This window comes from Thiorhodococcus minor, assembly GCF_010820565.1.
Lineage (GTDB): Bacteria > Pseudomonadota > Gammaproteobacteria > Chromatiales > Chromatiaceae > Thiorhodococcus > Thiorhodococcus minor.
In genome coordinates this window covers 105,288-130,651 of sequence record NZ_JAAIJQ010000003.1, presented here as the reverse complement: position 1 = coordinate 130,651, position 25,364 = coordinate 105,288, and the positions used below count along the sequence as shown (strand labels likewise).

The window sequence follows — 25,364 nt, the reverse complement described above, 5'->3', positions numbered from 1 at the left end:
GCGCTTTACTCCGTCGATTGAGAATCGCGGTCTCGTAGAGGGCGGCAGAGTCCATAGCCTCTGAAGCGTCCGGCTCCGATCAGCACGGGGCCGACGACGGGCTGATCGAACTGCAGGACTGCGTGCGCGTGATGCATGCGTCCGCCGTCCGACTTGCGCGAGAGGTAGGGGAATTCATTCGCGCGCGGCACGCCGCGGACCCATGAGGTCGGGCGCAGCTCGACATGGTCCGGAGGCGGTAGGTCGATGCGCCTACAGGCATCCTTGATGGACTCCGCGGCCTTGCGCCACTTGTCCGCGCCCTTGAAATGTCGGTCCAGGACCACCGGTGTGACGCTTGCCCAGCGCGTTGCGCCCCGGCCGGGCGCGGTCCAGGTCTCAGGCCGCAGATTCCAGGGCACGTCCTCGCGTGTCTCTAGCGTTGTACGGGTCTCGACCCATTGGCCGTCGAACAGTCGGATGTCGCGGGGGAGTCCGGAGTCGTCACGCAGCCAGGGCTCCAACCAGCGTCCTACTTCGCCCGCCGGAATCCGCCTCGGCAGGATCAGGGCCAGCCCCATGATTCTGCCATCGGCGTGCTTTGCATCTACGAAGGGGAGCGGTGCGAAGGCGATGTGCGGCTGCGAGCTTGCGCGGCCGTCCAGGCGATGCCCCGAGAGCCATTCCGGGTAATCGAAGGCGCGGACAAGGGCGGCGGCCTGGTCCGTTCCACCCTCGCAAACCGCTGTCTGTGACTGACCGTTCAGCTCCGCGACTGCCTTGAGCAGCGTGCAGCGCGCGGCGTTGGTCAGCTTGAGCGCGGCGGGCAGGGGCAGCCGGTGGCCGCGCAGCGTAAGGACGACGAGCCTCGGGTCGAACAGCCCCCTTGGGAGGTCGGCTGCGCCCTCGGGATGTGCTTTCGCATAGCCTTGCCAGAGCCCGGGCTCGGGCCTCAGGCTGACGGGGGCGCTGGTCCCGAAGCGCGTTTCCAGATCCGTCTGGAGTGTCTTCTTCTGGCGTCCCTTAGCCGATTGCACGCGGGCGCGCAGGTCGGCGTAGGCCACGGCGGCGTCGCGATTGCAGCGCTCTACCAGGTAGCGCAAACGCCCGGCACTCGGAATCCGCAGTCGGTGCTGCGCAATGCTGTCCGTCGGCGTCCAGCGTGCCTCGACGGGCTCTTGCTCCAGCCACATCTGAGCCAGGGAAGCCGAGTGGCCGATGTTCGTGACCTTGCGCGCGAGCCGCTGCAAGGCCTTTCGATGCTGAACCGCGTCCGCGTCTGGCCAGACCAAGTGGACGATGGGCTCGTGCGGCACGGCCACGGGGAAGTGGCGGGCCTGCCGCGGACGATGCTCCGGCAATGTGCTCAACCCGGCGTCTTGGAGCTTGCCGAGGCTGGAGACGGCCGGGGCCTTCTTCGAGACGCGCACGTCGTTGACCGGCACATAGCTGACCGGGAGGCGCCAGTCGGAACCAGCCGTGCGGACTTCGGCGTCCGTCGCGGAGATGCCGGGCGGCTCCAGGGACTCCAGCCACTCTAGCGCTGCGCCTTCGTCCGGGTCCCGCCCGGTCTCGAGCCAGGCGGCGGCCATCGCCATGAAAACCCTGTCCGGGTGCGGCGGCCATTCCGCGTGGCTTTTGCTCGCGCCGCCCGCCGCGGCCATCGCCCACCCGTTGAGGTAGTGGATGCCCAGCGCGAGCATCAGTCGGCTCCTTCGCCGCTGGCCGCCGCCAGCTCCTGGCTGCGTCGTACCAGCTCGACCAGCTCTTCCGAGGGCTGCAGAAGGATCTCACCTTCCCAGGGCAGATCCGCCCGTTTCGCATCCTCGACGGCCCGGTTGAGAAGCTGGATGGCTTCTTCGGGGGTGAGCGAGAAGCTCTTGGGCTCGGCGCCAGGCTCGTCCAAGAGCTGCCAGGGGCCAGCCTCGACCGGGAAGAGCTGGCAGCGGGACCTGAGGTCTGTCATCTGGCTGTAGGACAATGTCGCCGCCGCAAGCCCTAGCGCGGCGAGTGCGGTGCGGGCGGCCAGGTTGGCTGCCGGGTCACTATCGGGCGAGCCGTTCAGCGGAAAGCAAAGGCGGCGGATGCATGTTAGGGAGAGGACAGTCGTTTGCCGAGCCTCACTGATTGTGAAGCCTCCGGTTTCGTCATCGACGGAAGGAGTTACATTGCTGTGGTTGGCTTTCGACGGATTGCCTGGCTTACCTTGCCTGCTCTTCCCGCGATCGAAGAGGCGAGGCTTTCCGCTACGGTCTTTGATGGCGGCTGCTTCAAGCGGTGTGAAGCCAAGCTCGTTTTCTGCTTCGTAGATCGTGACACCGGCAGAGATTGCCGCCGGGTCGATCCGGCTGCTGGTCTTCACGCCCGCGACCGCATCCAGTCCCACCATTTCCGACACCAAGGCTCGCTGGAACTTGGCGCCCATTCCACCGCGCGGCCCCGTCGAATCCCAGAGTCCGAATACCAGGGCCGTGGGATTCAAGCCGAAGAGCCCGGTGGCATTCCGGACCTCTGCCGTGTCCAGGAGGCGACCTTTTTCGGAATGGCGGAAGAGCACGTCGTCCAATCGGCTGTCCCGGAAGATCGCGTCCGCGACGCGATGCGGAGCATCCAGACTCGTCACTGTGAACTTCTTCAGGAGCGCCTCTTGGTCGAAGCGGGCGACGACCAGGGGGAGGTTGATGCGCTTCTCGCGATGTGCCTCCAGAAGCGCCGCCTCCATGCGGTTCGCTTGCGACTGCACCGAATCCAGCAGGACGCAGTCGACTTTGCTGCCGGCGATCATGCGCGGCTCGGTTGCATACTTCCCTCCGTCGTAGGTTGGCGGAAAGATCTTGTCGCCCGGGCCACCCGACGGTTGGTAGCTGGTGGTCCGTCGAAAAGCCGCAGCGTGGCCGGAGAGTGCACTACGGATGGTTTCGAGTGTAAGTCCAGTCATGGGTGCTCCTATGCGCGTTGCGTCCTCAAGGCTATCTGTCAACTGCTTCCAAGATTTCTGGTCACGCAACTGCCAACTGCGTGATCCTTGCGACGAGGTTCTGCTTCGCGACGCGCTGGCGCCGCCAGGCGAACCATTAAGCAGAGCCTCGTCACCAGGTCTATCGCTTCTCCTGCCCGCGCCGGGCTGGGCGTTCACGTATCGGACCTCGCTGAGCGGCCAGCCGGATACTACGCCCGTTCTTCCAGGAGACGCCTCAGCTCCTCTTCCAGCATCGTCTCGTCGACGGGGTCGCCCGCGAAGGCCATGCTGCGCGCGACCTTGCGCGGGATTCGAGCCAGGCGAATTCGCCGTTTCTCTTCGGGCGACAGCTTGCGCCAGTCTGCGGCGATCTTCTTCCAGTCAGTGTTTTGCATCCGGGGTCTCCTGCGGAGGTGATCTCATAGCCTTGCTAGCTCTTGTCTCTTGCCGCAGGTCGTCTAGGGCAGCGCACGGTGGTTGGGCTTCAATTCTGCATGCTCGCCCTGTCAAAACCTGACCAGGCGACCTCCCCGAAGCACGACCGCTCGTCGGCTCAGCCATCGGCCTGGTACTGGGCAAGTGCTTGCCGTAGTCGGTCCGCTGCCGCCTGTCGCAGCTCGGTCGGCTCGACCACCTGGCAATCCGGTCCGTATTTGAGGATGTCCATCAGCAGCTCTTCCGCGTGGCCGTAGGGCAGGCGCAGCTCGAATCGGCCGTCCGGCAGCCAGGCGGATGCTTGGTCGGGGTGCCAGGTCTCCTCGGCGACCCAGCGGGCGCGCTCTGGGGTGAAGCGCAGGACGGCGGTCTGGGTGGCTGGTCCGGTGAAGATGCCGAAGGCGCTGGAGAAGGCCTGCTCGAGCTGGTCTTCCGGCATCTCGATGGCGGTCTGGTCGGTGAGCTTGGGGGCCTGGATGCGCTCGACGGCGAAGCGGCGCGGTGCGTCCGCGCGGTGGCACCAGGCCTCGAGATACCAGTTGCCTCTGTACCAGGTCAGGCGCTGCGGAGAGACCTGGCGGGGCTCGGCTGTGTGGACTCTGATGCTGGGGTCGGCTGCGCCGCGACGTCGATAGCGCATGCTGAGGCGACGCCGCTGCAGGAGCGCGTGTGCGACCCTGGTGAAGGTGCCGCTCTGGCAATGGCGCGCGCCGATGGCGATGAGCCGGATGCGCTTTGCGGCCTCTCCGGCGCTCAGTCCGCGGTCGTGAAGGAGCTGGTCGATGCGCTCGGTGATGCGGGCGGTTTGCTCGCCGAGGAGTCCGGGCTCGATCTGGCTCAGAAGCTCGCGGGCCGCGAGCAGGGCATGGAGGTCCGCGGGTGTGAGCCAGAGGCCAGGGATCTCTGTCGGGCCATCATCGCCACGTCGCTCGAGGCGCCAGCCGCGATGCTCGGGGTCATAGACCAGGGGTGCATTGAAGTCGTCCCGGTAGGAATGCAGAAGGCGGCGGGCCGTGGATTCCGAGCATTCCAGCGCGCTCATCAGCTCGCGCATGGGAATGGGTGTACGGCGTGGCTTGAGCAGCCGTTCCAGCGCCTGGATGCGGTGGATCTTGTCCATTGAGCTCGCTCTTGTCCTTGAGGCATGCTCGATTTTGTCGCATTGCGCCGGTCTTGTGAACGCGTCGTGACTAGCGGGATAGATCGGTGAGCCCGGCGTTGGCTCCGCGCCGGATACGGCCGAGGCGGCCCGCAACGCGAACGGGGGCCGGAAGACCCCCGTTCGGGACGATCGCTGGTGCTGCAAGGGGCGAATTCACTCGCCCTCTCGCCAGCGCCAAGGGCGACTCAAGTCGCCGCGGCGAGGCCTTTCGGACGACCCCGAAGGACGTGTCCGGCAACTGCTTCCCGCTTATCTGGTCACGAAGCTCGGGCTTCGTGACCTCGGCGACGACGCTCTGCTTCACGACGCCGAGCACTTCAGGCCTCTGCGCCAGACCGAAAGCGGCGCTTATCCTCGGACTCGCGAAGCGGAGCTTCGTCTCCTTGGTGACGCAGCTGGAGCTGCGTCACCAGAGGCCCGAGTCGGGAAGCACAACATGGGCAGCCCCTAGGCGCGGTCTTAGAACAGCGAGACCTGGCCGCTGATGCCGTTCTGCGTCTGGCTGGTGTCGCTGATGTTGAAGCCGCCGGTGGCGCCGCTCTGGTCGATGGCAACGGCTTGGCTCTGCACCAGCTCGTGGGTGCCGAGGTCGAGCGTCGGGCTGTTGACATAGCCTGCGATGGAGCCGAAGACGTCGCCGGCGAAGGCGAAGCCGCCGCGCACGCCGCTCATGGCGGCCTTGTCCAGGGTGCGGTCGGCGTTCAGATCGGTGATGGTCAGCATGGTGGTGTCTCCTGAATCTCTGTGTGTTTTCAATGGTGCTGGGCTGGTCTGGCTCAGATCGCGACCTGGCCGGAGATGGCGTTCTGGTCCTGATCCGAGATCACCAGGTTCAGTCCGCCGATGTTGAGCGACTGATCGACGGCCAGGCTTTGGCCCTGTGCGAGCAAGTGTGTGCCCATGTCGATCTCGGGGGCGTTGGCGATGCCGAAGAAGGAGTCGAAGTCGCTCAGGGCGAAGCCGCCGCGGACGCTGCCCATGGCAGTGGTGTCGAGGTCGTGGCGGACGGTGAGGTCGTTGATGCTCAGCATGATGATGTCTCCAAGTTGGCTTCGAGGGATGGCGCTCTGTTGCGCTCGCTAAGAACTAAGCAGGCGTTGTGCCAACTTTTGGAAATTCGCTATGAGCCCTTATGCAGCAAGCCATCGCGGGCTTCGCCGGGCGCGGGTGGTTGCTTGGAAAGGAATATCTGTTCGTGATAGGCGAACATTAAAGGCAGAAGTGTTTGCGAGAGCCAGGCTGAGGTCGTTCTAGGCTGAGTCGGCCTGGCATCCCATGGCCCTAGCGGCCGGCAGGATGACTCGGGAAGGTCGGGCTTCGGCCATCTCCTCTCCGGGGCAGCGCGGCCTGAGGTTGAGCGCGCTGATCCATGGGGCAGGCTTGTCCGACCTGGCAGGGTGCCAGGCGCCGGGATGCAGACTACGAGCGTGGCTGGCATGCAATGAGCGACCCGATCACCCTGCAGATGGTCTCCAGCCGTGTAGGGTGGACAAGCGCTGGCGCAGTCCACCGGGGGTGGCACGGTGTTAGCGCAGTCCGCCAATTTCGGAGCGGGGCTTGGTGGACTTCACGCTCGTTCGTCCACCCTACGATTCGGTGTTGGGGCCGATGAGCGACCCAATCACCCTGCAGATGGCCTCCAGCCGTGTAGGGTGGACAAGCGCAGCGCAGTCCACCGGGGGTGGCACGGGGCTAGCGTAGTCCGCCAATTTCGGAGCAGGGCTTGGTGGACTTCACGCTCGTTCGTCCACCCTCTCATGAGAATGATCGCCGCATCCCTTGCTCCAGGGCTGCCTGAGCTCGTTCGAATTGACCGAGCAACACCCAGCTTCAGTGTTTCCCCAGCTCGACGCGAGCAGGGCTTGAGGTCGAGAAGCTTCCGATGATTCAAGGCGACGAGGCGGCCTTGCGCAGGGTGCAGCGGTCGCCGCAGGTCTGAATCGGGCGACGACTATACTCAGAGGTAACGGCAGGTTTCGTACTTCGCGCGCGCCAGTGAGAGACCACCATGCGTCGCGTCCCGCACCATCACCCGAAACACCGTTCCAGGCGACCCGCGGCTTACCACCTTCCGCCGCCATTGGAGCAAGGGCCGCCCCTCGGCCCCGCCGGCAGGCTGGCGAAGCTCTTTGTCGATTCGCCGCTGACACCGCTGTTGATGCTCGCCACCCTCGCGGTCGGCCTGATCGGGCTATGGGTGACGCCGCGCCAGGAAGATCCGCAGATCTCGGTGCCGATGATCGACATCTTCTTCGATTACCCGGGAGCCTCTGCGGAGCAGGTCGAGAATCTCGCCATCCGGCCACTGGAGCGGATGATGAGCGAGATCCCGGGTATCAAGCACATCTACGCGACCGCCGAGCGGGAGCAGGGGCTGGTGGTGGTGCGCTTTGAGGTCGGCGAGCCGCTCGGCCCCGCGATCGTCAAGGTCCATGACAAGCTGCAGACCAACCTCGACAAGATCCCACCCGGCGTCTCGATGCCCTTGGTTCAGCCCAAGAGCGTCGACGATGTCCCCGTGGTGACCCTTACCCTGTGGTCGCGCCAAGTCGACGACAGTCAGCTCCGGGCGCTCGCGATCGACCTGCTGCAGCGGCTGGAGGAGGTCGAGGATACCGGGCCGGGCTTCGTTGTCGGCGGCAGGCGCCGCCAGATCCAGATCGAGGCGAAGCCGGAGCGCCTCGCGGGCTATGGAATCAGCCTCGAGCAGGTCGCGGAGACGGTGCGGCAGGCGAACCAGGAGCGCGGCGTGGGCACGCTGGAGGCCGGCGATCGGCTGCTGCGGATGAGCTCCGGCGGCTATCTGCGGACCACGGAAGACGTCGGCGCACTGGTGGTCGGGAGCCAATATGGCATGCCCATCTATGTGCGGGACGTCGCCGAGGTGCGCGAAGGGCCGGAGGAGACCCAAAGGATGGTGACCTATCACCTGGGCGCGGCAAGCCTCGATCCCGGGAAGCAGGCTCTGCGCGCGCCCGCGGTGACGCTGGCCATCGCCAAGAAGGCGGGCACCAATGGCGTCACGGTCGCCAACGCGATCCTGGAAAAGCTCGAGGCCTTGAGAGGACACCTCATCCCGGACGCGGTCGAGATCGCGGTGACCCGCAACTATGGCAAGACCGCCAACGATAAGGTCAACGAGCTGCTCGGCGCTTTGCTCCATGCGGCCGTTGCCGTGAGCATCATCTGCTGGATCACCATCGGGCGTCGGGCGGCCCTGGTGGTCATCATCGTCATTCCGCTGGTTATTCTCATCACCATCTGGTCCGCCTGGGCGCTGAATTACACCATCGACCGCGTCAGTCTGTTCGCGCTGATCTTCTCGATCGGTATCCTCGTCGACGACGCGACCGTCGTGACCGAGAACATCTTTCGCCGCTGGCTGCTGCAAGGCGAGACCAGCACCGAGATTGCCGTGGACGCCGTGCGCGAGGTCGGCAACCCGACCATCATCGCAACCCTGACGGTGCTCGCGGCGCTGCTGCCCATGGGCTTCGTCAGCGGCATGATGGGACCCTATATGCGGCCCATCCCAGTGCTCGGCTCGGTGGCGATGTGCTTCTCGCTGTTCGCGGCCTTCGTCTTCACGCCTTGGTGCTCCTACCTGCTCAGACCGCGGCTCGATGCGCTGCAGCGCGCCGAAGCGCGGGAGCATCGCACGCAGGCGATCATTGGCAAGATCTACCGCCCGATCGTGTCGCCCTTCATCCGCAGCCGTCGGCTTGCTTGGGGGCTGCTCGGAGTCATCCTGGTCGCCTTTCTGCTTGCCTGCTCCATGTTCTACACCAAGGCGGTGACGGTGAAGATGCTGCCGTTCGACAACAAGCCCGAGTTCAATGTGGTCGTGAATCTTCCGGAGGGGACGGCGCTGCCGGTGACCGCGAACGTCACTTGGCGATTCGCCGAGGCGTTGCGACACCTGCCAGAGGTTACGGCGCTGCAGAGCTATGTCGGTACCGTCTCGCCGTTCAATTTCAACGGCATGGTGCGTCACTACTACCTGCGCGGGCGCGCCTGGGAAGGTGACATCCAAGTCATGCTGCTGGACAAGCATGAGCGTGCGCGCAGCAGTCACGAGATCGCCAACGCGGCCCGCGACCTGCTGGCGCCCATTGCCGAGGAGCACAATGCGCGGATCGCGGTGGTCGAGATGCCGCCGGGTCCGCCGGTCCTGCAAACCGTGGTCGCCGAGGTCTATGGCCCAGACGCCAAGACGCGGCGGCAGGTCGCCGAGGACCTGACCCGCATGTTCGAGCAGGCGCCGGACATCGTCGACGTCGACAATTATATGATCGAGCCCTACCAGCGCTGGCGCTTCGTGATCGATACCGAGAAGGCGACGCGGCGCGGGGTCACCGTGGACAGCGTCAACCGCAACCTGGCGATGGCCATGGGCGGGTACGCGCTTGGCGACGTCAAGCGCGGCAAGGTGCTGGAGCCGGTCAACATCGTGCTCGAGCTGCCGCTCTCACTGCGCTCCTCGGTCAGCGCACTCGGCGACCTGCCGATCATGGCCGCATCGGGAGACCTGCTGCCGCTGGCCGAGCTCGGCCGGTTCGAGAGGATCCCCGAAGATCAGATCCTGTATCGCACCGATCTGCGCCCGATGGAATATGTGGTCGGCGAAATGGCTGGACGGCTCGGCGCACCCATCTATGGCATGCTCGGCATCGAGCGTCTGCTTGCAGATTATCGAGCCCCGGATGGCGTGGCGATCTCCGGCACCTTGACGGGTCCGCCGCAGGCCGAGGGGGTGTCGAGCTTCGAGTGGACGGGGGAGTGGACCGTTACCTACGAGACCTTCCGGGATCTCGGCCTGGCCTTCGCCGCGGCGCTGGTGCTCATCTACATCCTGCTGGTCGTCGAGTTCGGCAACTTCCTCGTCCCGGCGACCGTGATGCTGCCGATCCCGCTGACTGTGATCGGCATCGTCCCGGGTCACTGGCTGCTGGGTGCCGAGTTCACCGCGACCTCCATGATCGGCTTCATCGCCTTGGCGGGCATCGAGGTGCGCAACTCCATCCTCTTCGTCGACTTCGCCAAGAACGAGATGCACCGCGGCGTCTCGATCGAGGAGGCGGTGCTGCGCGCTGGCCAGACGCGGATGCGCCCCATCTGGGTGACGGACCTGACGATGATGGCCGGCGCCGCCGCGATCCTTTTCGACCCCATCTTCCAGGGTATGGCCATCTCGCTCCTCTTCGGCGCCCTGACCTCCGTGACCCTGACCATGCTCACCCTGCCCTTGAGGTGCGTCGCGGCCAACCGCGCGCTCCGCGTCGAGCTCAGCCAGCCGCCCGATTCGAGCCTGGCATAGGGCTGGGGGACAGGCGACGACGATGGACCGCGCGCCTGGTGCGGATAGACGGCTTGCCCGCCGGCTCATGAGATGCGCAGCTCGAAGAAGTCGGTAGCTCCCGCCGCCTACGCAGGATTTCTTCACAGTCTCCCAGCACAGTCCACCAGCGCCGGCGCGGAATTCGGTGGACTTCGCTCTCGGTCGTCCTCCCTAGCTGTCCAACCGGGGATCAAGGCCTCCGCAGCCAAGCGAGCGGGGCTTTCGCCCCCCCGGTTCGGGGCTACCCCCGGTGCTGTAGGGGCGAATTCATTCGCCCTTCCGCCTGCTTCCCGCTTTTCTGGTCACAAAGCTCCGGGTCCGTGACCTCGGCGAAGAAGCTCTGCTTCACGACGCCGAGCACTTCAGGCCCCTGCGCCAGACCGAAAGCGGCGCTTACCCTCGGACTCGCGCAGCGGGGCTCCGGCTCCTTGGTGACGCAGCTGGAGCTGCGTCACCAGAGGCCCGAGTCGGGAAACACGGCACGGGCAGCCCCTAGGCGCGGTCTCAGAACAGCGAGACCTGGCCGCTGATGCCGTTCTGCGTCTGGCTGGTGTCGCTGATGTTGAAGCCGCCAGTGGCGCCGCTCTGGTCGATGGCGACGGCCTGGCTCTGCACCAGCTCGTGGGTGCCGAGGTCGAGTGTCGGGCTGTTGAAGTAGCCAAAGACATCGCTGGCGAAGGCGAAGCCGCCGCGGACGCTGCCCATGGCAGTGGTGTCGAGGCCGTGGCTAAGGGTGAGGTCGTTGATGCTCAGCATGTTGATGTCTCCAAGTCGGCTCCGAGGGATGGCGCTTGGTTGCGCTCGCTGCGAATTACGCAGCCGCTGTGCCAGTTTGAGCTAATTTGTCGTAACTAAATATTTATAAAGAATAATTTCTTCCTGATTGGCTTAGAGGTCAATGCTCAGAAACGAAGGGAATGTCGTCCTTCGCAAACAGACTCCGGGTGATTGTTCGTTCGAGTCGAACGATTTTTGACTGGCATGAGCATGGGCTTGCGCCAGGCTCCGGCCGTCCCACTCTCCACCTGATCCATATCTCTGCGCCGTCGGCAAGATCGAGCCGAGCCGCGATTGCGAAGCCCTCCATGGCTCAGCCTTCCCTGATGAAGCTGCGGATCACCTCGGCGACATAGTCTGGTGCGAGCTGGTGTCCTTGCTCGGGCACGACGGTCGCCGTGGCCGTGGAGATCTGCGCGCAAATCGTCCTGGCGAGGTCGGGATCACAGCCGTCGTCGTCCGCGCCTGTATGCAGCTCCAGCGCACGCGGGGCGGGGAAGGTCTGGCGCTCGGAGAGCTCCAGCAGTCGTCTGGCCCTGGGTGGCGTGGATGAGAAGGGCCTGTCGCCGCGCACGACGGCGCTGCCGAGGACAGGCGAGAGCAGCAGGATGCGCCCAGGGAATGGTGGCAGCTCGGCCAGCGCGTGCAGGAGCAGATAGCCGCCGTAGGAGTGACCGATGAGCTTGGCCTCGGGCGCCCAGAGCAGGGTGCGCAGGTCCTTCTGGATATAGGCCAGCTGCTCGGAGAATCGCAGCGTGCTGAAGGGCGGGCGGAGCTCGCGCCCGCAGACATCCATGCCGAGGTCCAGGACGATGTCGCCAAGATCGCTCAGGGTGTTGCTTCGGCCCGGAAGGAGATAGAGGGCTGAGGTCATGGCGAGTGGGCACTCAAGAATCGCGCTTCGCGCTCAAGGCAGCTGGCTCGGCCCCGCGGCAGCTCGGGGCGATTGCGGGCGAGGGCGCGCTCGTCGGCCAGTTCCACATCTGAAGTCGACCGGTCTTGGCGCTTGACGCATGAATGGCGTAACATGCATGACAATTATCAATAACTAAGCGTGTCAGTTGGTGGGCAAGCCCGCCGCTAGGCCGCGGCGGCAAGCACCCCGTGAGGGTGGTGCCACAGAGGAGGATGTCTCGATGTCGAAGCTCTCGGCGTCTCCAGGCCATGTTTCCCTTGTCTTGGCAGGGGTCCTCATCGCCGGTGGCGTAATTCTCGTTCTCGGCGTCAACTTCGCCATCAAGGCGACCAATACCCTCGAGTTCTGCACGTCCTGTCACACGATGCAGACCAACTTCGAGGAGTACAAAGACTCGCTCCACTACAAAAACACCTCCGGGGTGCAGGCCACCTGCGCGGATTGCCATGTCCCCAAGCCACTTGGACCCAAGCTGGTGACCAAGATCATCGCGGCCAAGGACGTCTGGCACGAGATCCTCGGAACCATCGACACGGAGGAGAAGTTCGAGGCGCGCCGCTGGCATCTGGCGAACATGGTCTGGGACCGCATGCGTGCGAACGACTCACGCGAGTGCCGCAGCTGTCACGACTTCGACAACATGGACCTGTCCGAGCAGAGCCGATCGGCGCGCAGTCGGCACGCCTCCGCCCGCGACAAGGGCAAGACCTGCATCGACTGTCACCGTGGCGTCGTGCACTACGAGCCGGATCCGCCCGAGGATCTGGACGACGAAGTCGCGGACGCCAACTGAGGACCCGCTGAAGCAGGCTGGGGAGAGAAGACGATGCACGCGCGAACTGCACGCTCGATTGCCGCTGCGCTGATCCTGAGCGGTACGCTCACCCAGGCGTCGGCCGCAGCGACGGACGACCTGGCACGCGAGCTGAGGCTGTCGGCCATGATCGGCGACACCGAGACCATCGGCAGCCTGCTCGATCAAGGCGCGCCCGTGAACCAGGGCAACCAGTTCGGCAAGACCGCGCTCATGATGGCCGTGGAGTCCGACGATTTGCCGACCGTTTCGCTCCTGGTCGACCGCGGCGCCGATGTTAACGCCCGCACCGTCGCCGGCTGCACGGCACTCACCTTCGCCGCCGAGGCCGGGCACACGGGCATCAGCTCCTTGCTGCTCGAGCACAAGGCCCATGTGCACGATCGCACGCGCTCCGGCTGGGACGCGCTCATGATTGCCTCGCGCTATGGCATTGCGGAGATGGTGCAGCAGCTCGTCGCCGCTGGGGCGGATCCCAAGGCTGCCGATCGCGATGGCCGGACGGCGCTCATGCAAGCGGCCGAGAAGGGTCAGGCCAATGTCGTTCCGCTCCTCTTCGCAGCCGGAGCGGAGCTCGAGTCGCGCGATAAGGAGGGTGATACGGCGCTGCTGATCGCCGCCGATCACGGCCGTGTCGATGTGGCACAGGCACTCTTCGAAGCGGGCGCGGACCTTCGCGCGCGCGATAAGACGGGCGCGACCGCGCTCATCCTGGCGGCCGGTCGTGGTCAGGCGGACATGGCCTCGCGCCTGCTCGCCTGGGGCGCGGACGTGGACGCCCAGGATGCGCTGGGCACGACGGCGCTGATGGAGGCGGTCGCGACCGAGCACAATGACGTGCTTCGGGTCTTGCTCGACGCGGGCGCCTCGATGGCGCTGCGTAATGATGACGACCAGACGGCGCTGGAGATCGCACGTGCCACGGGCAATGTCGAGGCGGCTGAGCTGCTCGCGGCAGCCACGAGCGAGTGACCGAGCCAAGCCGAGTCACCACCGTGATCGAGCGCGAATTTCAGCACCGTTTTCAGGGTATTTGTCTGGCTGCCCATGGGGCGATGTCGGACGGAGCCCGGTCCCTGGGCCGGGAGAGAGGGGTCCGAGTCGACCCTTGCGATGATCGTCGTGGTTTGGCGCGCTTCGGGCGAGCCTCAATACAGGTGGACCACCAGCGATCTGCAAAGCCACAGAAGCAAGAAAACCAAAGAAGCAACTGGGAGAGGATAACAACGATGGCAACGAGAAGAACGACAGTCACCACCGCGATCGGAGCCCTTTCGCTCTGTCTGTCGGCGGCGCTTGCCGCCGAGCCGACCGCGGAGATGCTCGCAGGCACCTGCGCCGGCTGTCATGGCGGTGGGGGAAACAGCCAAGGCCCGGCAGCGCCTACGATCGCGGCGATGGACCCTCTGGTCTTCGTCGATGCCATGGAGGCCTTCAAGAGTGACGAAACCTACTCGACGATCATGGGGCGCATCGCTCGCGGCTATTCGACGAAGGATTTCGAGAAGATGGCCGAGCACTTCCACCAGCTGGAGTACACGCCCGCGCCTCAGTCGTATGACACGGCGCTCGTCGACCAAGGCGCGAAGCTCCACGACAAGTACTGTGAAAAGTGCCATGCCGAAGGCGGCAAGCCGCTGAAGGACGAGGAGGACTACAACATCCTGGCGGGGCAGTGGCTTCCCTATCTCCAATACGCCATGTCCGACTTCCGCGAGGACCGCAGGGAGATGGAGAAGAAGATGCGCAGAAAGCTCGAGGAGATGCTCGAGCGCGAGGGTGAGGCCGGTCTCGACGCCCTCTACGCCTTCTACGCCAGCCAACAATAACGAATCGATAAGGAGGAGCAGAGATGGCACTGACCAGACGGCAATTCATCCAGATTTCCGGCATCGCGGGCGCGGCCACGGCGCTGGGTCTGCCTCAGCTTGCGCTGGGTGCGAGCCAAAAAGTCGTCGTCGTCGGCGGCGGAACCGGCGGCGCCACGGCGGCGCGCTACATCAAGCAGGCGGCACCGGACATCGATGTCACCATCATCGAGCCGAACAAGAGCTACTACACCTGCTACATGAGCAACGAGGTGCTGGGCGGAGACCGCAAGCTCGATTCCATCAAGCATGGCTATGAGGCTCTCAAGGGAATGGGCATCAATGTCGTGCACGACAGCGCGACCGGCATCGATGCGGACAAGAAGGTAGTGAAGACCGCCGGGGGCAAGGAATTCGGCTACGACCGCTGTGTCGTCGCCCCGGGAATCGAGCTGCTCTACGACAAGATCGAGGGCTACAGCGAGGCCGCGGCCGAGCGCTTGCCGCATGCCTGGAAGGCCGGCGAGCAGACCGCGCTGCTGCGCAAGCAGCTCGAGGCCATGAAGGACGGCGGCACCGTGGTCATCGCCGCGCCGCCGAATCCCTTCCGCTGTCCGCCCGGGCCCTATGAGCGCACCAGTCAGATCGCGCACTATCTGAAGGCGCACAAGCCCAAGTCGAAGGTCATCATCCTCGACAGCAAGCAGAAGTTCTCCAAGCAGGGACTCTTCACCCAGGGCTGGGAGCGGCGCTACGGCTTCGGTACGGAGAACGCCATGATCGAGTGGCAGCCGGGCCCGGATGCCGCCGTCGTCAAGGTGGATGCGGACAAGACGGTCGCCGAGACCAGCTTCGGCGACAAGGTCGAGGCGGATGTCCTCAACGTCATCCCGCCCCAGCGCGCCGGAAAGATCGCCCAGGTTGCAGGGCTGGCGGACGATTCCGGCTGGTGCCCGGTCGACAAGAAAACCTTCGAGTCGACCATCCACAAGGGCATCCATGTCATCGGCGACGCCTGCATCGCGACCAAGATGCCCAAGTCCGGCTACTCCGCCAACAGTCAGGGCAAGGTCGCGGCGGCCGCCGTCGTCGCCATGCTCAAGGGCGAGGAGCCGGGAACGCCGGCCTACATCAACACCTGCTATTCCATCATCGCCCCGGACTACGGGATCTCGGTCGCCGCCGTCTATCGCCTGAGCGAGGACGGCTCCGTGATCGCACCCGTCCCGGAATCCGGCGGCCTGACCCCGATGGACGCGCCGGATTGGGCCCTTGCCCGTGAAGTCGCCTACGCGCACAGCTGGTACAACAACATCGTGCACGACATCTTCGGATAAGCACGAGATCTCTGGCCCCTGCTAGGGGCGTCTTACCAAGGGGCCACGATGTGGCCCCTTTTTCGTGTCGCCTTGCTCTGATCGGACTTGGCCATCCGTTGGGCCGGTAGGGAGGACGAGCGAGCGCGAAGCCCACCGAATTCCGAGCCGGCCTTGGTGGACTGCGCTGCGCTTGTCCACCCTACAGGAGACGACTGGCCGAAACGATGATCGACGCCCTCTGATCAGAGCCCGAGTCGGACAGATCAGTCACCCGAATTGCCGGGTGCTGCGGACAAGCAGGCTACCCCGCCGTGGGAGCGCCGCCCCGGCGCGACGGGCACCCGGCCGACGCTAGGCTCTTATCTGGCTCGCTCTACCATGTCGACGATGCGTGCCCCGATGGCATCGAGAGATGCCTCGGCATAATCCTGCCAGTGGCCGCGCGCGAAGGCGTGGAAGTAGAGGTAGCGGAGATACTGCTGGGTGAGCGGGTGATCCGGCGGATCCGTGAGTGCGGCGCGCAGCCGATCGACGAGCTGGCTGCGGTCGCGGACCGGATGGACCAGCCCCTCGCGGACATAGAAGTTGCTGCCCAGGGTGACGACCGGCTTGCCGTAGATCATCCCTTCGATGCCCACGGTCGAATTGACCGTCACCACGCAGGCGGCGCGCTGCAGGATGGTCCGCACGTCGCCGCCGCCGATCCAGACGACATCCGGGAAGCCCTGGGCGACGGGGTCATAGTCGGTCTTGCCGAGATCGGCCGGATGCAGCTTGACCACCAGCTTCAGCCCCGGGTCGATTGCGCGGACCGCCCTGTCGAGGTCCGCGATGGCCTCGTCCAGCCGGTTGCCGTAGAGGGGCGAGTGGATGGTGAGCTGGCTGTCGCTGCGGACCTGGAGCGGGAAGAAGACGAAGCGCTCCGGGAGTGGTGGGATCTCGCGCGGGATGCGCAGGTTGCCCTTGGCGGAGGGCTCGCGCTCATGCAGGTCTTCCCAGGCCTGGGCGAGATAGGCAAGCGGGGAGGGGCGCACGCGCCCGCAGGGCGGCGGCTTGCGCGTCGGCGTCGTGCCCGCGCGGTAGCCGCCCAGAAGGCGATCCAGCTCTTGGACCTGCGTCTCGCTGTAGTCGCGCGTCCGGATCTCGTCGAGGCTGGCGTCCAGGCCGATGCGGGAGAAGGCGTTGACGCCCTGGGGATCGAGCTGGAGCGTGCCGGGCAGATAGCCGTTCTCGCCGAAGACCAGCGGGATACCGCGCGCCCTCGCGAGCTGCTCGGTGATCGCGGCGGCCAGGCCTGAGCCGTTCCACAGGAAGATGCCGGCTGGCTCGAGGTCATCCAAGAAGGCGTCGAGCGCGCCGACCAGCCAGCGGAAGTCAGGCGCATCGCGGGCGACCAGCGCCTTGTCGGCGTCCTTGCGCAGCCTCGCGACGAGCGCGTCCCTATCGATCCGAATGTGGCTCGGCCAGTCACCTGGCTTGCCGGCGCTGTGGCGCGGATGCAGCGGCCGGCCCAATCGATGCAGGACGCTTCGGCTCTTCACGCGCAGTGCGAAATAGGTCGGCGCGTATCCCGCCGGCAGCCGGTCTCCGACGGCGGACAGGTACTGGGCCAGGTTCGGGCCTGGATCGACGAAGGCGATGACCTTTGTGCTCATGGGGAGGTCACTCTCCTGCCCGCGAGGCTCATGGCGAGCAGCCAGCAGGTCAACAAGACGAAATAGCCGGCCGTGATGCGCATGAGCAGGATGGAGTCCGTGAGCGAGAACTGCGTGTAGGCCAGGATGGTGAGGATGCCCGCGTAGCCGATCGCCCGCAGTCCTGGGTCCGGCTGCATGAGCGCGGTGCGCGCGAAGATGCCGAGCGGCACCAGATAGAGGAGCAGGAGCGATCCGAGCCCGATCAGGCCGCGCGTGGCGAGCGCATGGATATAGTCGTTGTGCGCGTGGGTGTGGCCCTCGCCATCGTTGAAGGCGACGATGGCCTGGGAGATGAGCCCGTCGTCGGCGGCCTGCTTGAAATGGGCATTGAGCTGACCGACGCCGATGCCGAGCCAGGGGTGCCCCTCGAAGGCCATCCAGGCGGCGCGCCACATCTCGAAGCGCTCGCCCAGCGAGTTGCCCGGTTGGACGCCGTCGCCCTCTGCGTAGCTGGTCACCTCCGCGATGGCCGTCGCGAAGCGGTCCCGGATCTGCTCGGACTGCACCAGCGCGATCCCAGCCGCCAGGGCCAAGGCCGCGAGCGCGGCGAGCAGTTGACGCCGATGCGCGGGATACCTCTGCATCAGGTAGAGGGCGATGACCAGGATGCCTGTCGGGAAGAAGAGCCAGGCGCCGCGCGTCCCCGAGGCGAAGCTGGCATAGCTCCCGCCCAGCGCGGCGATCACGAAGAGGGCGGCGAGCAGCCGGCGTCGCGGGTAGTAGACGCAGGCCGCGAGTGCGCTCAGCACCGCCGCGAGTGTCGCGATATCGCCGAAGGGGATCTGCTTGCCCTTGCTCCCGCCGGCCCGGTAGTCCAAGCCGGTGGCCTGCTCGAAGGCGGGTCCCAGGGCATGGACCTCCCAGTAGGCGTAGAGCCCGGAGAGCAGCGCTGCGGCCGCGACCGCGCCCCAAAACCAGATCGGGCGGACGCGCGCGGCGACCAGGAAGGGGATGAGGAAGACCCCGGCCAGGAAATAGCTGAAGTGGTCCAGCCGGTCCAAGGCGTCTGTGTTGAAGCCGGCCGTTCCGGCCGCGACGACGGCGATGACTGCGTAGACGAGGAAGATCGCGCTGAGCAGGTAGCCGAGTCGGCCCATCTCCAGCCGTTGTCCGCCGCGCAGGTGCAGCACCAGCCAGACCAGGCTCAGCAGCATGAGGCTATGGAGCGTCGGGCCGTGCACCTCATAGTAGGCGACGTTGATGGTCGCCGCGCTCAAGGCCAGCAGCAGAGGCGTGACGGCCAGGATGCCCCGCTCGGTGCCGAGCCGTGACAATCGTTCGGAGAGTGGCGCCAGGATGTTCACGGCAAGGTCGGGACGTCTGATGGCATCGAGCGGATGGGACTTGGATGGGCCGGGAGGCCCGCCTGAGCGCGCGCCTCGAAGGCGTGCGGAGTGGGATGCTACCATGCCGGGCTTCGGGAATTCGCAGGGAGCCTCTCGGGCGCTCGGGTGCGGCGACAATCGACCTCGCCGCGCTGGACGGCGCGACTCGCGCCGCGCTCGCCCCTGCCCAGGCTCCCTCACCAGCGATCATCAGGAAGGGCGCCGATCATCGTTTCGGTCACCGCAGCCCTCTTTCTAGCTCCCAGGCTCCGGCGTGGGAGCAAGGACCGAGGCTCCAGCGTCGCGTCGCACCACGGGCTTCACCTGAACGGGACCGGACCTCGGGCGCGAACAGCCCCGGATGGTGCTGATGCTGGACGAAGGAGCTGTCCGTGTTTCGCTTCGCGATCCGGTCTCTGGTGACGCAGCTCCAGCTGCGTCACCCGCGAGACGAAGCTCCGCGTCGCGAGTCTGAGGGTCAGCGCTGCTTTCGGCCTGGTGCAGGGGCCGGAAGTGGTCGGCGTCGTGAAGCAGAGCGTCGTCGCCGAGGTCACGAAGCAGGGGCTTCGCGACCAGAAAAGCGGGAAGCAGTTGACGGACACTCCCTAAACGACGATCAAGGCCACCATGAAATCCATCCTTCTGGTCAGACTCAGCGCCATCGGCGATATCGTCTTCGCCTCGCCGCTGGTCTCCGCCCTGCGCCGCAAGTGGCCGGACGCCCATATCGCCTGGCTGGTGCAGCCGGAGTGCACGGCGCTGCTCGATCAGCATCCGGACCTCGACGAGGTCATCGTCTGTCCCCTTCGCCACTGGCAGCGGCTGTGGCGCGAGCGGCGCTTCCGTGAGCTGAGGCGATGCATCCTCACGCTGCGGGACAACCTGCGGGCGCGCGACTTCGACCTGGCGATCGACCTTCAGGGTCTGTTGAAGAGCGGGGCGCTGACGCGGCTCTCAGGCGCGCGCGAGCGCATCGGGCTGGGCTCGCGCGAGGGCAGTCAGTGGCTGATGACGCGCCGGCTGCCGCGCGGCGGGGATTCCAACCGGATCGGCTCCGAATATCGCTTTCTGGCCGAGTCGTTGGACCTGCCGATCGACGGTTTTCAGATGGTGGTCCACTACGGCGCGCCCGAGGCCGCCTTCGTCGAGGACATCATCCGCCGCGAGGCCTTGGGCAATGGCTATGCGGTGCTCTGTCCCTTTACGACCCGGCCGCAGAAGCACTGGGTCGAGGCGCGCTGGCCGCGTCTCGCCCACAGCATTCGCGACGAGCTGGGACTGATTCCGGTCCTGCTCGGCGGGCCAGGCGATCGCGAGGCCGCGGCGCGCATCGCCGACGAGACAGCCGATCTACTGGTCGATCTGGCCGGCAAGACCAGCCTGACCGAGGCCGCCGCGCTGATCGACCGCGCCGCCCTGCTGGTCGCCGTGGACACTGGCCTCGGCCACATGGGGATCGCGCTCGATACGCCGAGCCTGCTGCTGTTCGGCTCGACCTGTCCTTACCTGGACACCACGCGCCCCAATGCCCGCGTGCTCTATCACAAGCTGCCCTGCTCGCCCTGCAAGCGCCGGCCGACCTGCGGCGCCAAGTCGACGCCCGAGCAGCGTCCCTGGCTCGACTGCATGCAGCGCATCCAGGTCGGCGAGGTGATCCAGGCCGCCAAGCAGGTGCTCAAGGCGTGAAGATCCTCCACGTCGAGGGCGGGCGTCATCTCTACGGCGGCGCCTTTCAGGTGCTGCACCTGCTGCGTGGGCTCCATGCCCGTGGACATGAGAGCCTGCTCGCCTGCCCGCGCGGCTGCGCCCTAGCGGAGGCGGCGGCGCCCGTCGCCGAGGTCCATGGCCTGCCGATGCACGGCGACGCGGACGTCCTCATGGCCTACCGGCTGCGACGCCTCATTCGCGAGACGCGCCCCGACCTGGTCCATCTGCACAGCCGTATCGGCGCGGACGTCATGGGCGGCATCGCGGCCAGGCTCGCCGGCGTTCCCGTCATCCACACCCGGCGGGTCGACAACCCTGAGCCGAGGTGGCTGGTCGCCCTCAAGTACCGGCTGCACGACAGGGTCGTCGCCATCTCGGAGGGCATCGGCCGGGTACTGCTCGAGGAAGGCCTTCCGTCCGCCAAGCTGCGCGTGGTCCGCAGCGCCGTGGACTTCGAGCGCTACGCCGGTGGCTGCGCGGGAGCCGAGGTGCGGGCGCGCCTCAGTGTTGCGGAGGACGCCTTGCTGATCGGCGTCATCGCCCAGCTCATCCCACGCAAGGGTCATCGCTTTCTCATCGAGGCGGCGCGCGACCTGGTGTTGGAGCAGCCGAGCCTGCAGATCTGCTTCTTCGGCCAGGGGCCGCTTGCCGATGAGCTGACACGGCAGATCGCCGAGGCCGGTCTCAGCGACCAGATTCAGCTCGCCGGCTTCCGCGACGACCTCGCCGAAATCCTGCCCTGCCTCGACCTGGTCGTGCATCCGGCCCTCATGGAGGGGCTGGGCGTCGCCCTGCTCCAGGCCGCCAGCGCCGGCGTGCCCATCGTCGCCAGCCGCGCCGGCGGCATCCCCGAGGCCGTGCGCCAAGGCGAGAACGGCCTGCTGGTGCCGCCCGGCGATGTCCTCGCACTGCGAGACGCCATCTCCGCCTTGCTCAAGGACGCCGACCGCAGAGCCGCCCTCGGCGCAGGCGGCCGCGCGCTCATGGCGCGCGAGTTCTCCATCGACGCCATGGTCGAGGGGAATCTTGCCGTTTACCGAGAGCTGATGGAATCCGTCGGCTGAAGTGCGGATGTGTATAATATCTGAATCTGGTACACATTGGTGCAAAGGTCATGCGAACGAACATCGTCATCGATGACGAGCTGATGGAGCGCGCCCTTGCGCTCTCGGGCCTCAAGACCAAACGCGAGGCGGTTGAGGAAGGACTCCGAATGCTCGTCCGTCTGAAGGAGCAGGAGCGCATCCGTGCTGCGCGCGGCAAGCTGCGCTGGGAAGGTGACCTGGACGCCATGCGGCGCGACGATGCCTGATGGTACTGGTCGATTCTTCGGTCTGGATCGGCTACTTCAATGGGGTCGTCTCTCGTCAGACGGACGCGCTCGATTCCGTGCTTGCGAGCGAGCCGGTACTGATCGGCGACCTGATCCTGACGGAGGTCCTCCAGGGGTTCCGATCCGAAGCAGGCTATCTGCAGGCGCGCCAGCTGCTTTGCTCGCTACCTTGCCGTCAGCTTGGCGGCTACCAGGTCGCCTTGGCTGCAGCGGACAACTACCGGCGTTTGCGCGCTCGAGGCATCACGGTTCGCAAGACCATCGACGTCATCATCGCGAGCTATTGCATCCTGGAAGGAGTGACGTTGTTGCACGCTGATCGTGATTTTGAGCCCATCGAGCGGATCTTGGGCCTTCAGGTCCATCCCGCCGCCTCGGTCAGGTCGGTTTCATGAGCGACCCAACCACCCTGCAAATGGTCGCCAGCAAGGCGCTCGGAGGTGCCGAGCGTTGGCTGATTCGCTTCGCGCATGCGCTGGCGGATTGCGGTGCTCCCGCCGAGGTCGCGGTGCGCGCGGGGAGCGCGCTGGATGGCATGGACCTGGGCGGGCTCCCGGTCCACAAGCTGCCCTATCGCACGACCTGGGACCCCTGGTCGCGGCGGGCGGTGACGCGGCTCGTTCGGCAGCTCAAGCCGGAGATCGTCCAGACCTACATGGGCCGCGCCACGCGGCTGACCCATCTGCCGCTCGGCGAGCGTCCTGTGCATGTCTCGCGCCTCGGCGGCTATTACGCCCTGGGCCCCTACCGCCACGCGCATGCCTGGATCGGCAACACCAAGGGGCTCTGCGACTGGATGACGAGCCAGGGCCTGCCGGCGGAGCGCATCTACCACATCTACAACTTCGCCGATGCTGCGCGTCCGGTCGCGCCCGAGGCCGTCGCCGAGCGGCGCCAGGCGCATGGCATCCCGGAAGACGCCTGGGTGCTGGTAACGCTCGGGCGCTTCGTGCCGGTCAAGGGGCAAGGCTATCTGATCGAGGCCCTGAGCCGGCTGCCGGAGCGCATCGCCGACCGGCCGCTGTGCCTGGTGATGGTCGGCGACGGCCCCCTGGGCCCCAAGCTCCAGGCGCAGGCGGAGCAGCTGGGGCAGGCCCATCGCATCGTCTGGGCCGGCTGGCAGCGCGATCCGGCGCCCTATCTGCAGATGGCGGATCTGGTCGTCTTCCCCTCTCTAGATGCGGAGACGCTGGGCAACGTCATCCTGGAGGCCTGGGCCTGGGAAAAGCCGCTGGTGACGGCGCGCTTCCGCGGGGCGCGCGAGCTGGCGCGGCACGGCGAGGATGCCTATTGCGTGCCCTGCGAGGACGCCGCCGGGCTGGCGAATGGGATCCAGCAGACCCTGTCCGACCCCGCGCTCATGACCACCATGGTCGACCGAGGCCGCGAGCGCGTGGAGCGCGAGTTTGGCCGCCAAGCCATCATGGACCGCTATCTGGAGCTCTATCGCTGCCTCGCCGACTGAGCGCAGGGTCCAGCCCGCGCGGCATCGATCATGGAATCGCCCACGCGGTCGAGCAAAATGGCGTGGGAGCGGCGCCTCGCCGCGACTGGCGCCCGTCGCGCCGGGGTGGCGCTCCCACGGCGGTGTCCGCCCGCGGCCGCTACTGAGGCAGCGTCAGCTCCGCGCAAAGCCCGCCGTCCACACGGTTGCGCAGGAGCAGGTCGCCGCCATGCCCCCGGGCGATGTTGCGAGCGATTCCCAGCCCCAGGCCGGTGCCGCCGCTGTGTCGGGCGCGCGATGCTTCCAGGCGGAAGAAGGGCTCGAAGACCTGCTCCAGGAGTGGCTGGGGTACGCCCGGCCCGCGATCCCGTACCAGGATGACCAGGGCGCCCGGCCTCTCCTCCACGCCGATCTCGGCGCCGCCGCCGTAGCGCGCCGCGTTCTCGACCAGGTTGGTGATGCAGCGCTTCAGGGCCTTGGGCCGCGCCTGGATGGGCGCGTCGGCGCTGCCGGTCAGCGATACGGTCCAGCCCGCGTCCTGGGCGTCGGACTGGATGGTCTCGAGCAGGGCGTTCAGGTCGAGCGTCTGTGTGGCCTCGCGGCTGTCGCTGCCCTGCATGAAGTCCAGCGTGGCCTTCACCATGGATTCCATGTCGTCGAGGTCGCGCTGGAGCTTGGCGCGCAGCTCCGCGTCGTCGAGCAGATCCGTGCGCAGGCGCATCCGGGTGAGCGGCGTCTTGAGGTCATGAGAGACGGCCGCGAGGATGCGCGCCCGGTCGTCGATGAAGCGCTGTAGCCGCTGCTGCATGGTGTTGAAGGCATGGGCGGTTTGGGCGACCTCCAGCGGGCCGCGCTCGGGGATCGGGGGACGCCGGATGTCGCGGCCGAGCGCCTCGGCCGCGCTGCGCAGCGTCCGCAGCGGGCCGACCAGCCAGCGCACCGCCAGCAGGGCGAGAAGAATGACGCTGACGAGCAGGATGCCGAGCGTCAGCAGCAGCCGCGCCGGACGCTCGAAGACGTCTTCCGGGACGGCGCGGACGAACTGCACCCAGGTTCCATCGGTCAGGCGGATCTGGATGAAGAAGCCGCGCGCCATGGGGCGGCCCCGCGCGAGCGCGGACCAGGGGCGGGGCTCCGGCCCCATGCCCGGCGGATGATCGGGCGGCGGTGGGCGGTGGTCTCTGCCACGTCGGCGGGTTAGGAAGCGGAGGTCATTGTCCAGCACGACCCGCAGCTCGGTGTCTGGGGGTAGGCGCCCGCTGAGCTGACGGCGCAGCCGCTCGGCGGCGGCCTCCGCGACACCCTGGCCGGGCGCGGTCTCGGACGGCTCTTCGGCCAGCCTGACGCGGGACTCCGGGGTGTGGAAGAGCGGCAGCAGGCGGGCGCGCTCGCGCGGCGTCAGGACGTCCAGCAGCCTGACGATGCCGACCGTTCGCTCGACGAATCCCCTCTGGATGGACTGGTAGAGCGTCTGTCCGCGGTCGCGCAGCAGGATGGTCGCGGACAGCAGTTGGGCGGCCACCAGTCCCACCAGCAGCACCAGGGTCAGTCGCCCGAAGAGCGAGGCCGGCAGGATGCGCAGGCGCAGCGCCATCAGGGCCGCGACTCGACCTGTGCCGCGAGCAGATAGCCACGCCCGCGCAGCGTCTTGATGAGCCGAGGCTCCTTGGCGTCGTCGCCCAGCCGCCGGCGCAGGCGTCCGATGAGGACGTCGATGCTGCGGTCGAAGGGGCCGCTCTCGCGCCCCTGGGTGAGGTCCAGCAGCCGATCGCGCGTCAGGGCGCGGTTGGGATGCCTGGCCAGGACGAGCAGCAGGCGGTACTCGGCCTGACTGAGCGAGACCAGCACCCCCTTGGGCGAGGTCAGGTCCTGGGTGCGGGTATCCAGCGTCCAGCCGGCGAAGGCCAGCACGCCGGGCGCATCGTCCAGTCCGGCGTAGGGCTGCTCGCGCACCCGGCGGAGCACCACCTTGATCCGTGCCAGTAGCTCACGCGCGCTGAAGGGCTTGGCAAGATAGTCGTCCGCGCCCAGCTCCAGCCCCAGGACACGGTCCAGCTCGTCGCCGCGCGCGGTCAGCATGATGACGGGAATCCGCGTGCGGTCGCGCAGCTGACGGCACAGCTCCAGACCATCGACCCCAGGCAGCATGATGTCGAGCACGATGAGGTCGATGCGGGTCCCCTCAAGGACCTGCCACATCGCCGACCCTTCGCCCACGCCTGTCACGGCCAGGCCGTTGCGCTCCAAATAGGTCTTGAGCAGCTGGCGGATCTCGGGGTCGTCGTCGACCACCAGGATATGGTCTTGCGTCGTCATGGCTGCACTCTACTCCGGCCGGACATCCCAGGAAG

22 protein-coding genes are annotated in these 25,364 nt (G+C 66.6%); 10 read left to right on the top strand and 12 right to left on the bottom strand.

Features of this window, described 5'->3' with window-relative positions; genetic code table 11:
• Nucleotides 1–5: 5 nt before the first annotated feature.
• The 6 genes from csb2 to G3446_RS01910 form a co-directional block, all read right to left on the bottom strand.
• On the bottom strand, nt 6–1,682 hold the full coding sequence (csb2, locus tag G3446_RS01935; RefSeq protein ID WP_164450708.1) for a type I-G CRISPR-associated protein Csb2: 1,677 nt from the start codon (nt 1,680–1,682) through the stop codon (nt 6–8).
• The gene (gene cas7g, locus G3446_RS01930; RefSeq protein WP_342450004.1) at nt 1,682–3,115 is read right to left on the bottom strand and encodes a type I-G CRISPR-associated RAMP protein Csb1/Cas7g; all 1,434 of its coding nucleotides are present in this window, start codon (nt 3,113–3,115) and stop codon (nt 1,682–1,684) included. The genes csb2 and cas7g overlap by 1 nt, the downstream gene beginning before the upstream one ends.
• A gap of 32 nt (nt 3,116–3,147) precedes the next feature.
• Entirely contained in the window at nt 3,148–3,333 is a 186-nt protein-coding gene (locus G3446_RS01925; protein WP_164450707.1) for a hypothetical protein, read from the bottom strand.
• A gap of 158 nt (nt 3,334–3,491) precedes the next feature.
• A complete protein-coding gene (locus G3446_RS01920; protein ID WP_164450706.1) occupies nt 3,492–4,493 on the bottom strand; it encodes a helix-turn-helix transcriptional regulator in 1,002 nt (333 codons plus the stop codon).
• A 501-nt stretch (nt 4,494–4,994) separates the two neighbouring features.
• The gene (locus G3446_RS01915) at nt 4,995–5,258 is read right to left on the bottom strand and encodes a hypothetical protein (protein WP_164450705.1); all 264 of its coding nucleotides are present in this window, start codon (nt 5,256–5,258) and stop codon (nt 4,995–4,997) included.
• 53 nt (nt 5,259–5,311) lie between these two features.
• Complete coding sequence (locus G3446_RS01910) at nt 5,312–5,566, bottom strand: hypothetical protein (RefSeq protein ID WP_164450704.1); 255 nt, start codon at nt 5,564–5,566, stop codon at nt 5,312–5,314.
• Nucleotides 5,567–6,543: 977 nt separating this feature from the next.
• Here G3446_RS01910 and G3446_RS01905 point away from each other — a divergent pair.
• Entirely contained in the window at nt 6,544–9,852 is a 3,309-nt protein-coding gene (locus G3446_RS01905) for an efflux RND transporter permease subunit (RefSeq protein WP_164450703.1), read from the top strand.
• 525 nt (nt 9,853–10,377) lie between these two features.
• Here G3446_RS01905 and G3446_RS01900 read toward each other — a convergent pair.
• Together G3446_RS01900 and G3446_RS01895 are read right to left on the bottom strand one after the other, a co-directional pair.
• The gene (locus G3446_RS01900; RefSeq protein ID WP_164450702.1) at nt 10,378–10,629 is read right to left on the bottom strand and encodes a hypothetical protein; all 252 of its coding nucleotides are present in this window, start codon (nt 10,627–10,629) and stop codon (nt 10,378–10,380) included.
• 334 nt (nt 10,630–10,963) lie between these two features.
• Nucleotides 10,964–11,524: an alpha/beta hydrolase gene (locus G3446_RS01895; RefSeq protein ID WP_164450701.1), complete on the bottom strand. Its 561-nt coding sequence runs from the start codon at nt 11,522–11,524 to the stop codon at nt 10,964–10,966.
• Nucleotides 11,525–11,786: 262 nt separating this feature from the next.
• On the opposite strand from G3446_RS01895, the gene G3446_RS01890 reads away from it, so the two are divergent.
• From G3446_RS01890 to G3446_RS01875, 4 genes are all read left to right on the top strand, one after another.
• Nucleotides 11,787–12,359 carry a NapC/NirT family cytochrome c gene (locus G3446_RS01890; protein WP_164450700.1) on the top strand — a complete coding sequence of 191 codons (573 nt, stop codon included), beginning with the start codon at nt 11,787–11,789 and terminating at the stop codon, nt 12,357–12,359.
• A gap of 33 nt (nt 12,360–12,392) precedes the next feature.
• Complete coding sequence (locus G3446_RS01885) at nt 12,393–13,352, top strand: ankyrin repeat domain-containing protein (protein ID WP_164450699.1); 960 nt, start codon at nt 12,393–12,395, stop codon at nt 13,350–13,352.
• 257 nt (nt 13,353–13,609) lie between these two features.
• Nucleotides 13,610–14,209, top strand: coding sequence for a c-type cytochrome (locus G3446_RS01880; protein ID WP_164450698.1), 600 nt, complete (start codon nt 13,610–13,612; stop codon nt 14,207–14,209).
• A gap of 23 nt (nt 14,210–14,232) precedes the next feature.
• Nucleotides 14,233–15,525: an NAD(P)/FAD-dependent oxidoreductase gene (locus G3446_RS01875; RefSeq protein WP_164450697.1), complete on the top strand. Its 1,293-nt coding sequence runs from the start codon at nt 14,233–14,235 to the stop codon at nt 15,523–15,525.
• A 341-nt stretch (nt 15,526–15,866) separates the two neighbouring features.
• Here G3446_RS01875 and G3446_RS01870 read toward each other — a convergent pair whose 3' ends face one another.
• Both G3446_RS01870 and G3446_RS01865 read right to left on the bottom strand, forming a co-directional pair.
• Entirely contained in the window at nt 15,867–17,162 is a 1,296-nt protein-coding gene (locus G3446_RS01870; protein WP_164450696.1) for a capsular polysaccharide export protein, LipB/KpsS family, read from the bottom strand.
• Nucleotides 17,159–18,508, bottom strand: coding sequence for an O-antigen ligase family protein (locus tag G3446_RS01865; RefSeq protein ID WP_342450003.1), 1,350 nt, complete (start codon nt 18,506–18,508; stop codon nt 17,159–17,161). The genes G3446_RS01870 and G3446_RS01865 overlap by 4 nt, the downstream gene beginning before the upstream one ends.
• Nucleotides 18,509–19,156: 648 nt before the next feature.
• Here G3446_RS01865 and G3446_RS01860 point away from each other — a divergent pair.
• The 5 genes from G3446_RS01860 to G3446_RS01840 are packed head-to-tail and all read left to right on the top strand — an operon-like array spanning nt 19,157 to nt 23,034.
• Nucleotides 19,157–20,215 carry a glycosyltransferase family 9 protein gene (locus G3446_RS01860; protein WP_164450695.1) on the top strand — a complete coding sequence of 353 codons (1,059 nt, stop codon included), beginning with the start codon at nt 19,157–19,159 and terminating at the stop codon, nt 20,213–20,215.
• The gene (locus tag G3446_RS01855) at nt 20,212–21,300 is read left to right on the top strand and encodes a glycosyltransferase (protein WP_164450694.1); all 1,089 of its coding nucleotides are present in this window, start codon (nt 20,212–20,214) and stop codon (nt 21,298–21,300) included. Before G3446_RS01860 ends, G3446_RS01855 begins: the two co-directional genes overlap by 4 nt.
• Nucleotides 21,301–21,350: 50 nt before the next feature.
• Nucleotides 21,351–21,548, top strand: a complete 198-nt coding sequence (locus G3446_RS01850) for a type II toxin-antitoxin system VapB family antitoxin (protein WP_164450693.1) — start codon at nt 21,351–21,353, stop codon at nt 21,546–21,548.
• Complete coding sequence (gene vapC, locus G3446_RS01845) at nt 21,548–21,964, top strand: type II toxin-antitoxin system VapC family toxin (protein ID WP_209262214.1); 417 nt, start codon at nt 21,548–21,550, stop codon at nt 21,962–21,964. Before G3446_RS01850 ends, vapC begins: the two co-directional genes overlap by 1 nt.
• Nucleotides 21,961–23,034, top strand: a complete 1,074-nt coding sequence (locus tag G3446_RS01840) for a glycosyltransferase (RefSeq protein ID WP_164450692.1) — start codon at nt 21,961–21,963, stop codon at nt 23,032–23,034. The genes vapC and G3446_RS01840 overlap by 4 nt, the downstream gene beginning before the upstream one ends.
• 139 nt (nt 23,035–23,173) lie before the next feature.
• Here G3446_RS01840 and G3446_RS01835 read toward each other — a convergent pair whose 3' ends face one another.
• Nucleotides 23,174–24,607 carry an ATP-binding protein gene (locus tag G3446_RS01835; RefSeq protein ID WP_209262213.1) on the bottom strand — a complete coding sequence of 478 codons (1,434 nt, stop codon included), beginning with the start codon at nt 24,605–24,607 and terminating at the stop codon, nt 23,174–23,176.
• Nucleotides 24,607–25,329: a response regulator gene (locus G3446_RS01830; RefSeq protein WP_164450691.1), complete on the bottom strand. Its 723-nt coding sequence runs from the start codon at nt 25,327–25,329 to the stop codon at nt 24,607–24,609. The genes G3446_RS01835 and G3446_RS01830 overlap by 1 nt, the downstream gene beginning before the upstream one ends.
• Nucleotides 25,330–25,364: the final 35 nt, after the last annotated feature.

Coding starts and splice junctions, on each gene's coding strand:
- csb2 (WP_164450708.1), bottom strand. CDS start 1,682: ATGCTCGCGCTGGGCATCCACTACCTCAACGGGTGGGCGATGGCCGCG.
- G3446_RS01925 (WP_164450707.1), bottom strand. CDS start 3,333: ATGCAAAACACTGACTGGAAGAAGATCGCCGCAGACTGGCGCAAGCTG.
- G3446_RS01920 (WP_164450706.1), bottom strand. CDS start 4,493: ATGGACAAGATCCACCGCATCCAGGCGCTGGAACGGCTGCTCAAGCCA.
- G3446_RS01915 (WP_164450705.1), bottom strand. CDS start 5,258: ATGCTGACCATCACCGATCTGAACGCCGACCGCACCCTGGACAAGGCC.
- G3446_RS01910 (WP_164450704.1), bottom strand. CDS start 5,566: ATGCTGAGCATCAACGACCTCACCGTCCGCCACGACCTCGACACCACT.
- G3446_RS01905 (WP_164450703.1), top strand. CDS start 6,544: ATGCGTCGCGTCCCGCACCATCACCCGAAACACCGTTCCAGGCGACCC.
- G3446_RS01900 (WP_164450702.1), bottom strand. CDS start 10,629: ATGCTGAGCATCAACGACCTCACCCTTAGCCACGGCCTCGACACCACT.
- G3446_RS01895 (WP_164450701.1), bottom strand. CDS start 11,524: ATGACCTCAGCCCTCTATCTCCTTCCGGGCCGAAGCAACACCCTGAGC.
- G3446_RS01890 (WP_164450700.1), top strand. CDS start 11,787: ATGTCGAAGCTCTCGGCGTCTCCAGGCCATGTTTCCCTTGTCTTGGCA.
- G3446_RS01885 (WP_164450699.1), top strand. CDS start 12,393: ATGCACGCGCGAACTGCACGCTCGATTGCCGCTGCGCTGATCCTGAGC.
- G3446_RS01880 (WP_164450698.1), top strand. CDS start 13,610: ATGGCAACGAGAAGAACGACAGTCACCACCGCGATCGGAGCCCTTTCG.
- G3446_RS01875 (WP_164450697.1), top strand. CDS start 14,233: ATGGCACTGACCAGACGGCAATTCATCCAGATTTCCGGCATCGCGGGC.
- G3446_RS01870 (WP_164450696.1), bottom strand. CDS start 17,162: ATGAGCACAAAGGTCATCGCCTTCGTCGATCCAGGCCCGAACCTGGCC.
- G3446_RS01860 (WP_164450695.1), top strand. CDS start 19,157: ATGAAATCCATCCTTCTGGTCAGACTCAGCGCCATCGGCGATATCGTC.
- G3446_RS01850 (WP_164450693.1), top strand. CDS start 21,351: ATGCGAACGAACATCGTCATCGATGACGAGCTGATGGAGCGCGCCCTT.
- vapC (WP_209262214.1), top strand. CDS start 21,548: ATGGTACTGGTCGATTCTTCGGTCTGGATCGGCTACTTCAATGGGGTC.
- G3446_RS01840 (WP_164450692.1), top strand. CDS start 21,961: ATGAGCGACCCAACCACCCTGCAAATGGTCGCCAGCAAGGCGCTCGGA.
- G3446_RS01835 (WP_209262213.1), bottom strand. CDS start 24,607: ATGGCGCTGCGCCTGCGCATCCTGCCGGCCTCGCTCTTCGGGCGACTG.
- G3446_RS01830 (WP_164450691.1), bottom strand. CDS start 25,329: ATGACGACGCAAGACCATATCCTGGTGGTCGACGACGACCCCGAGATC.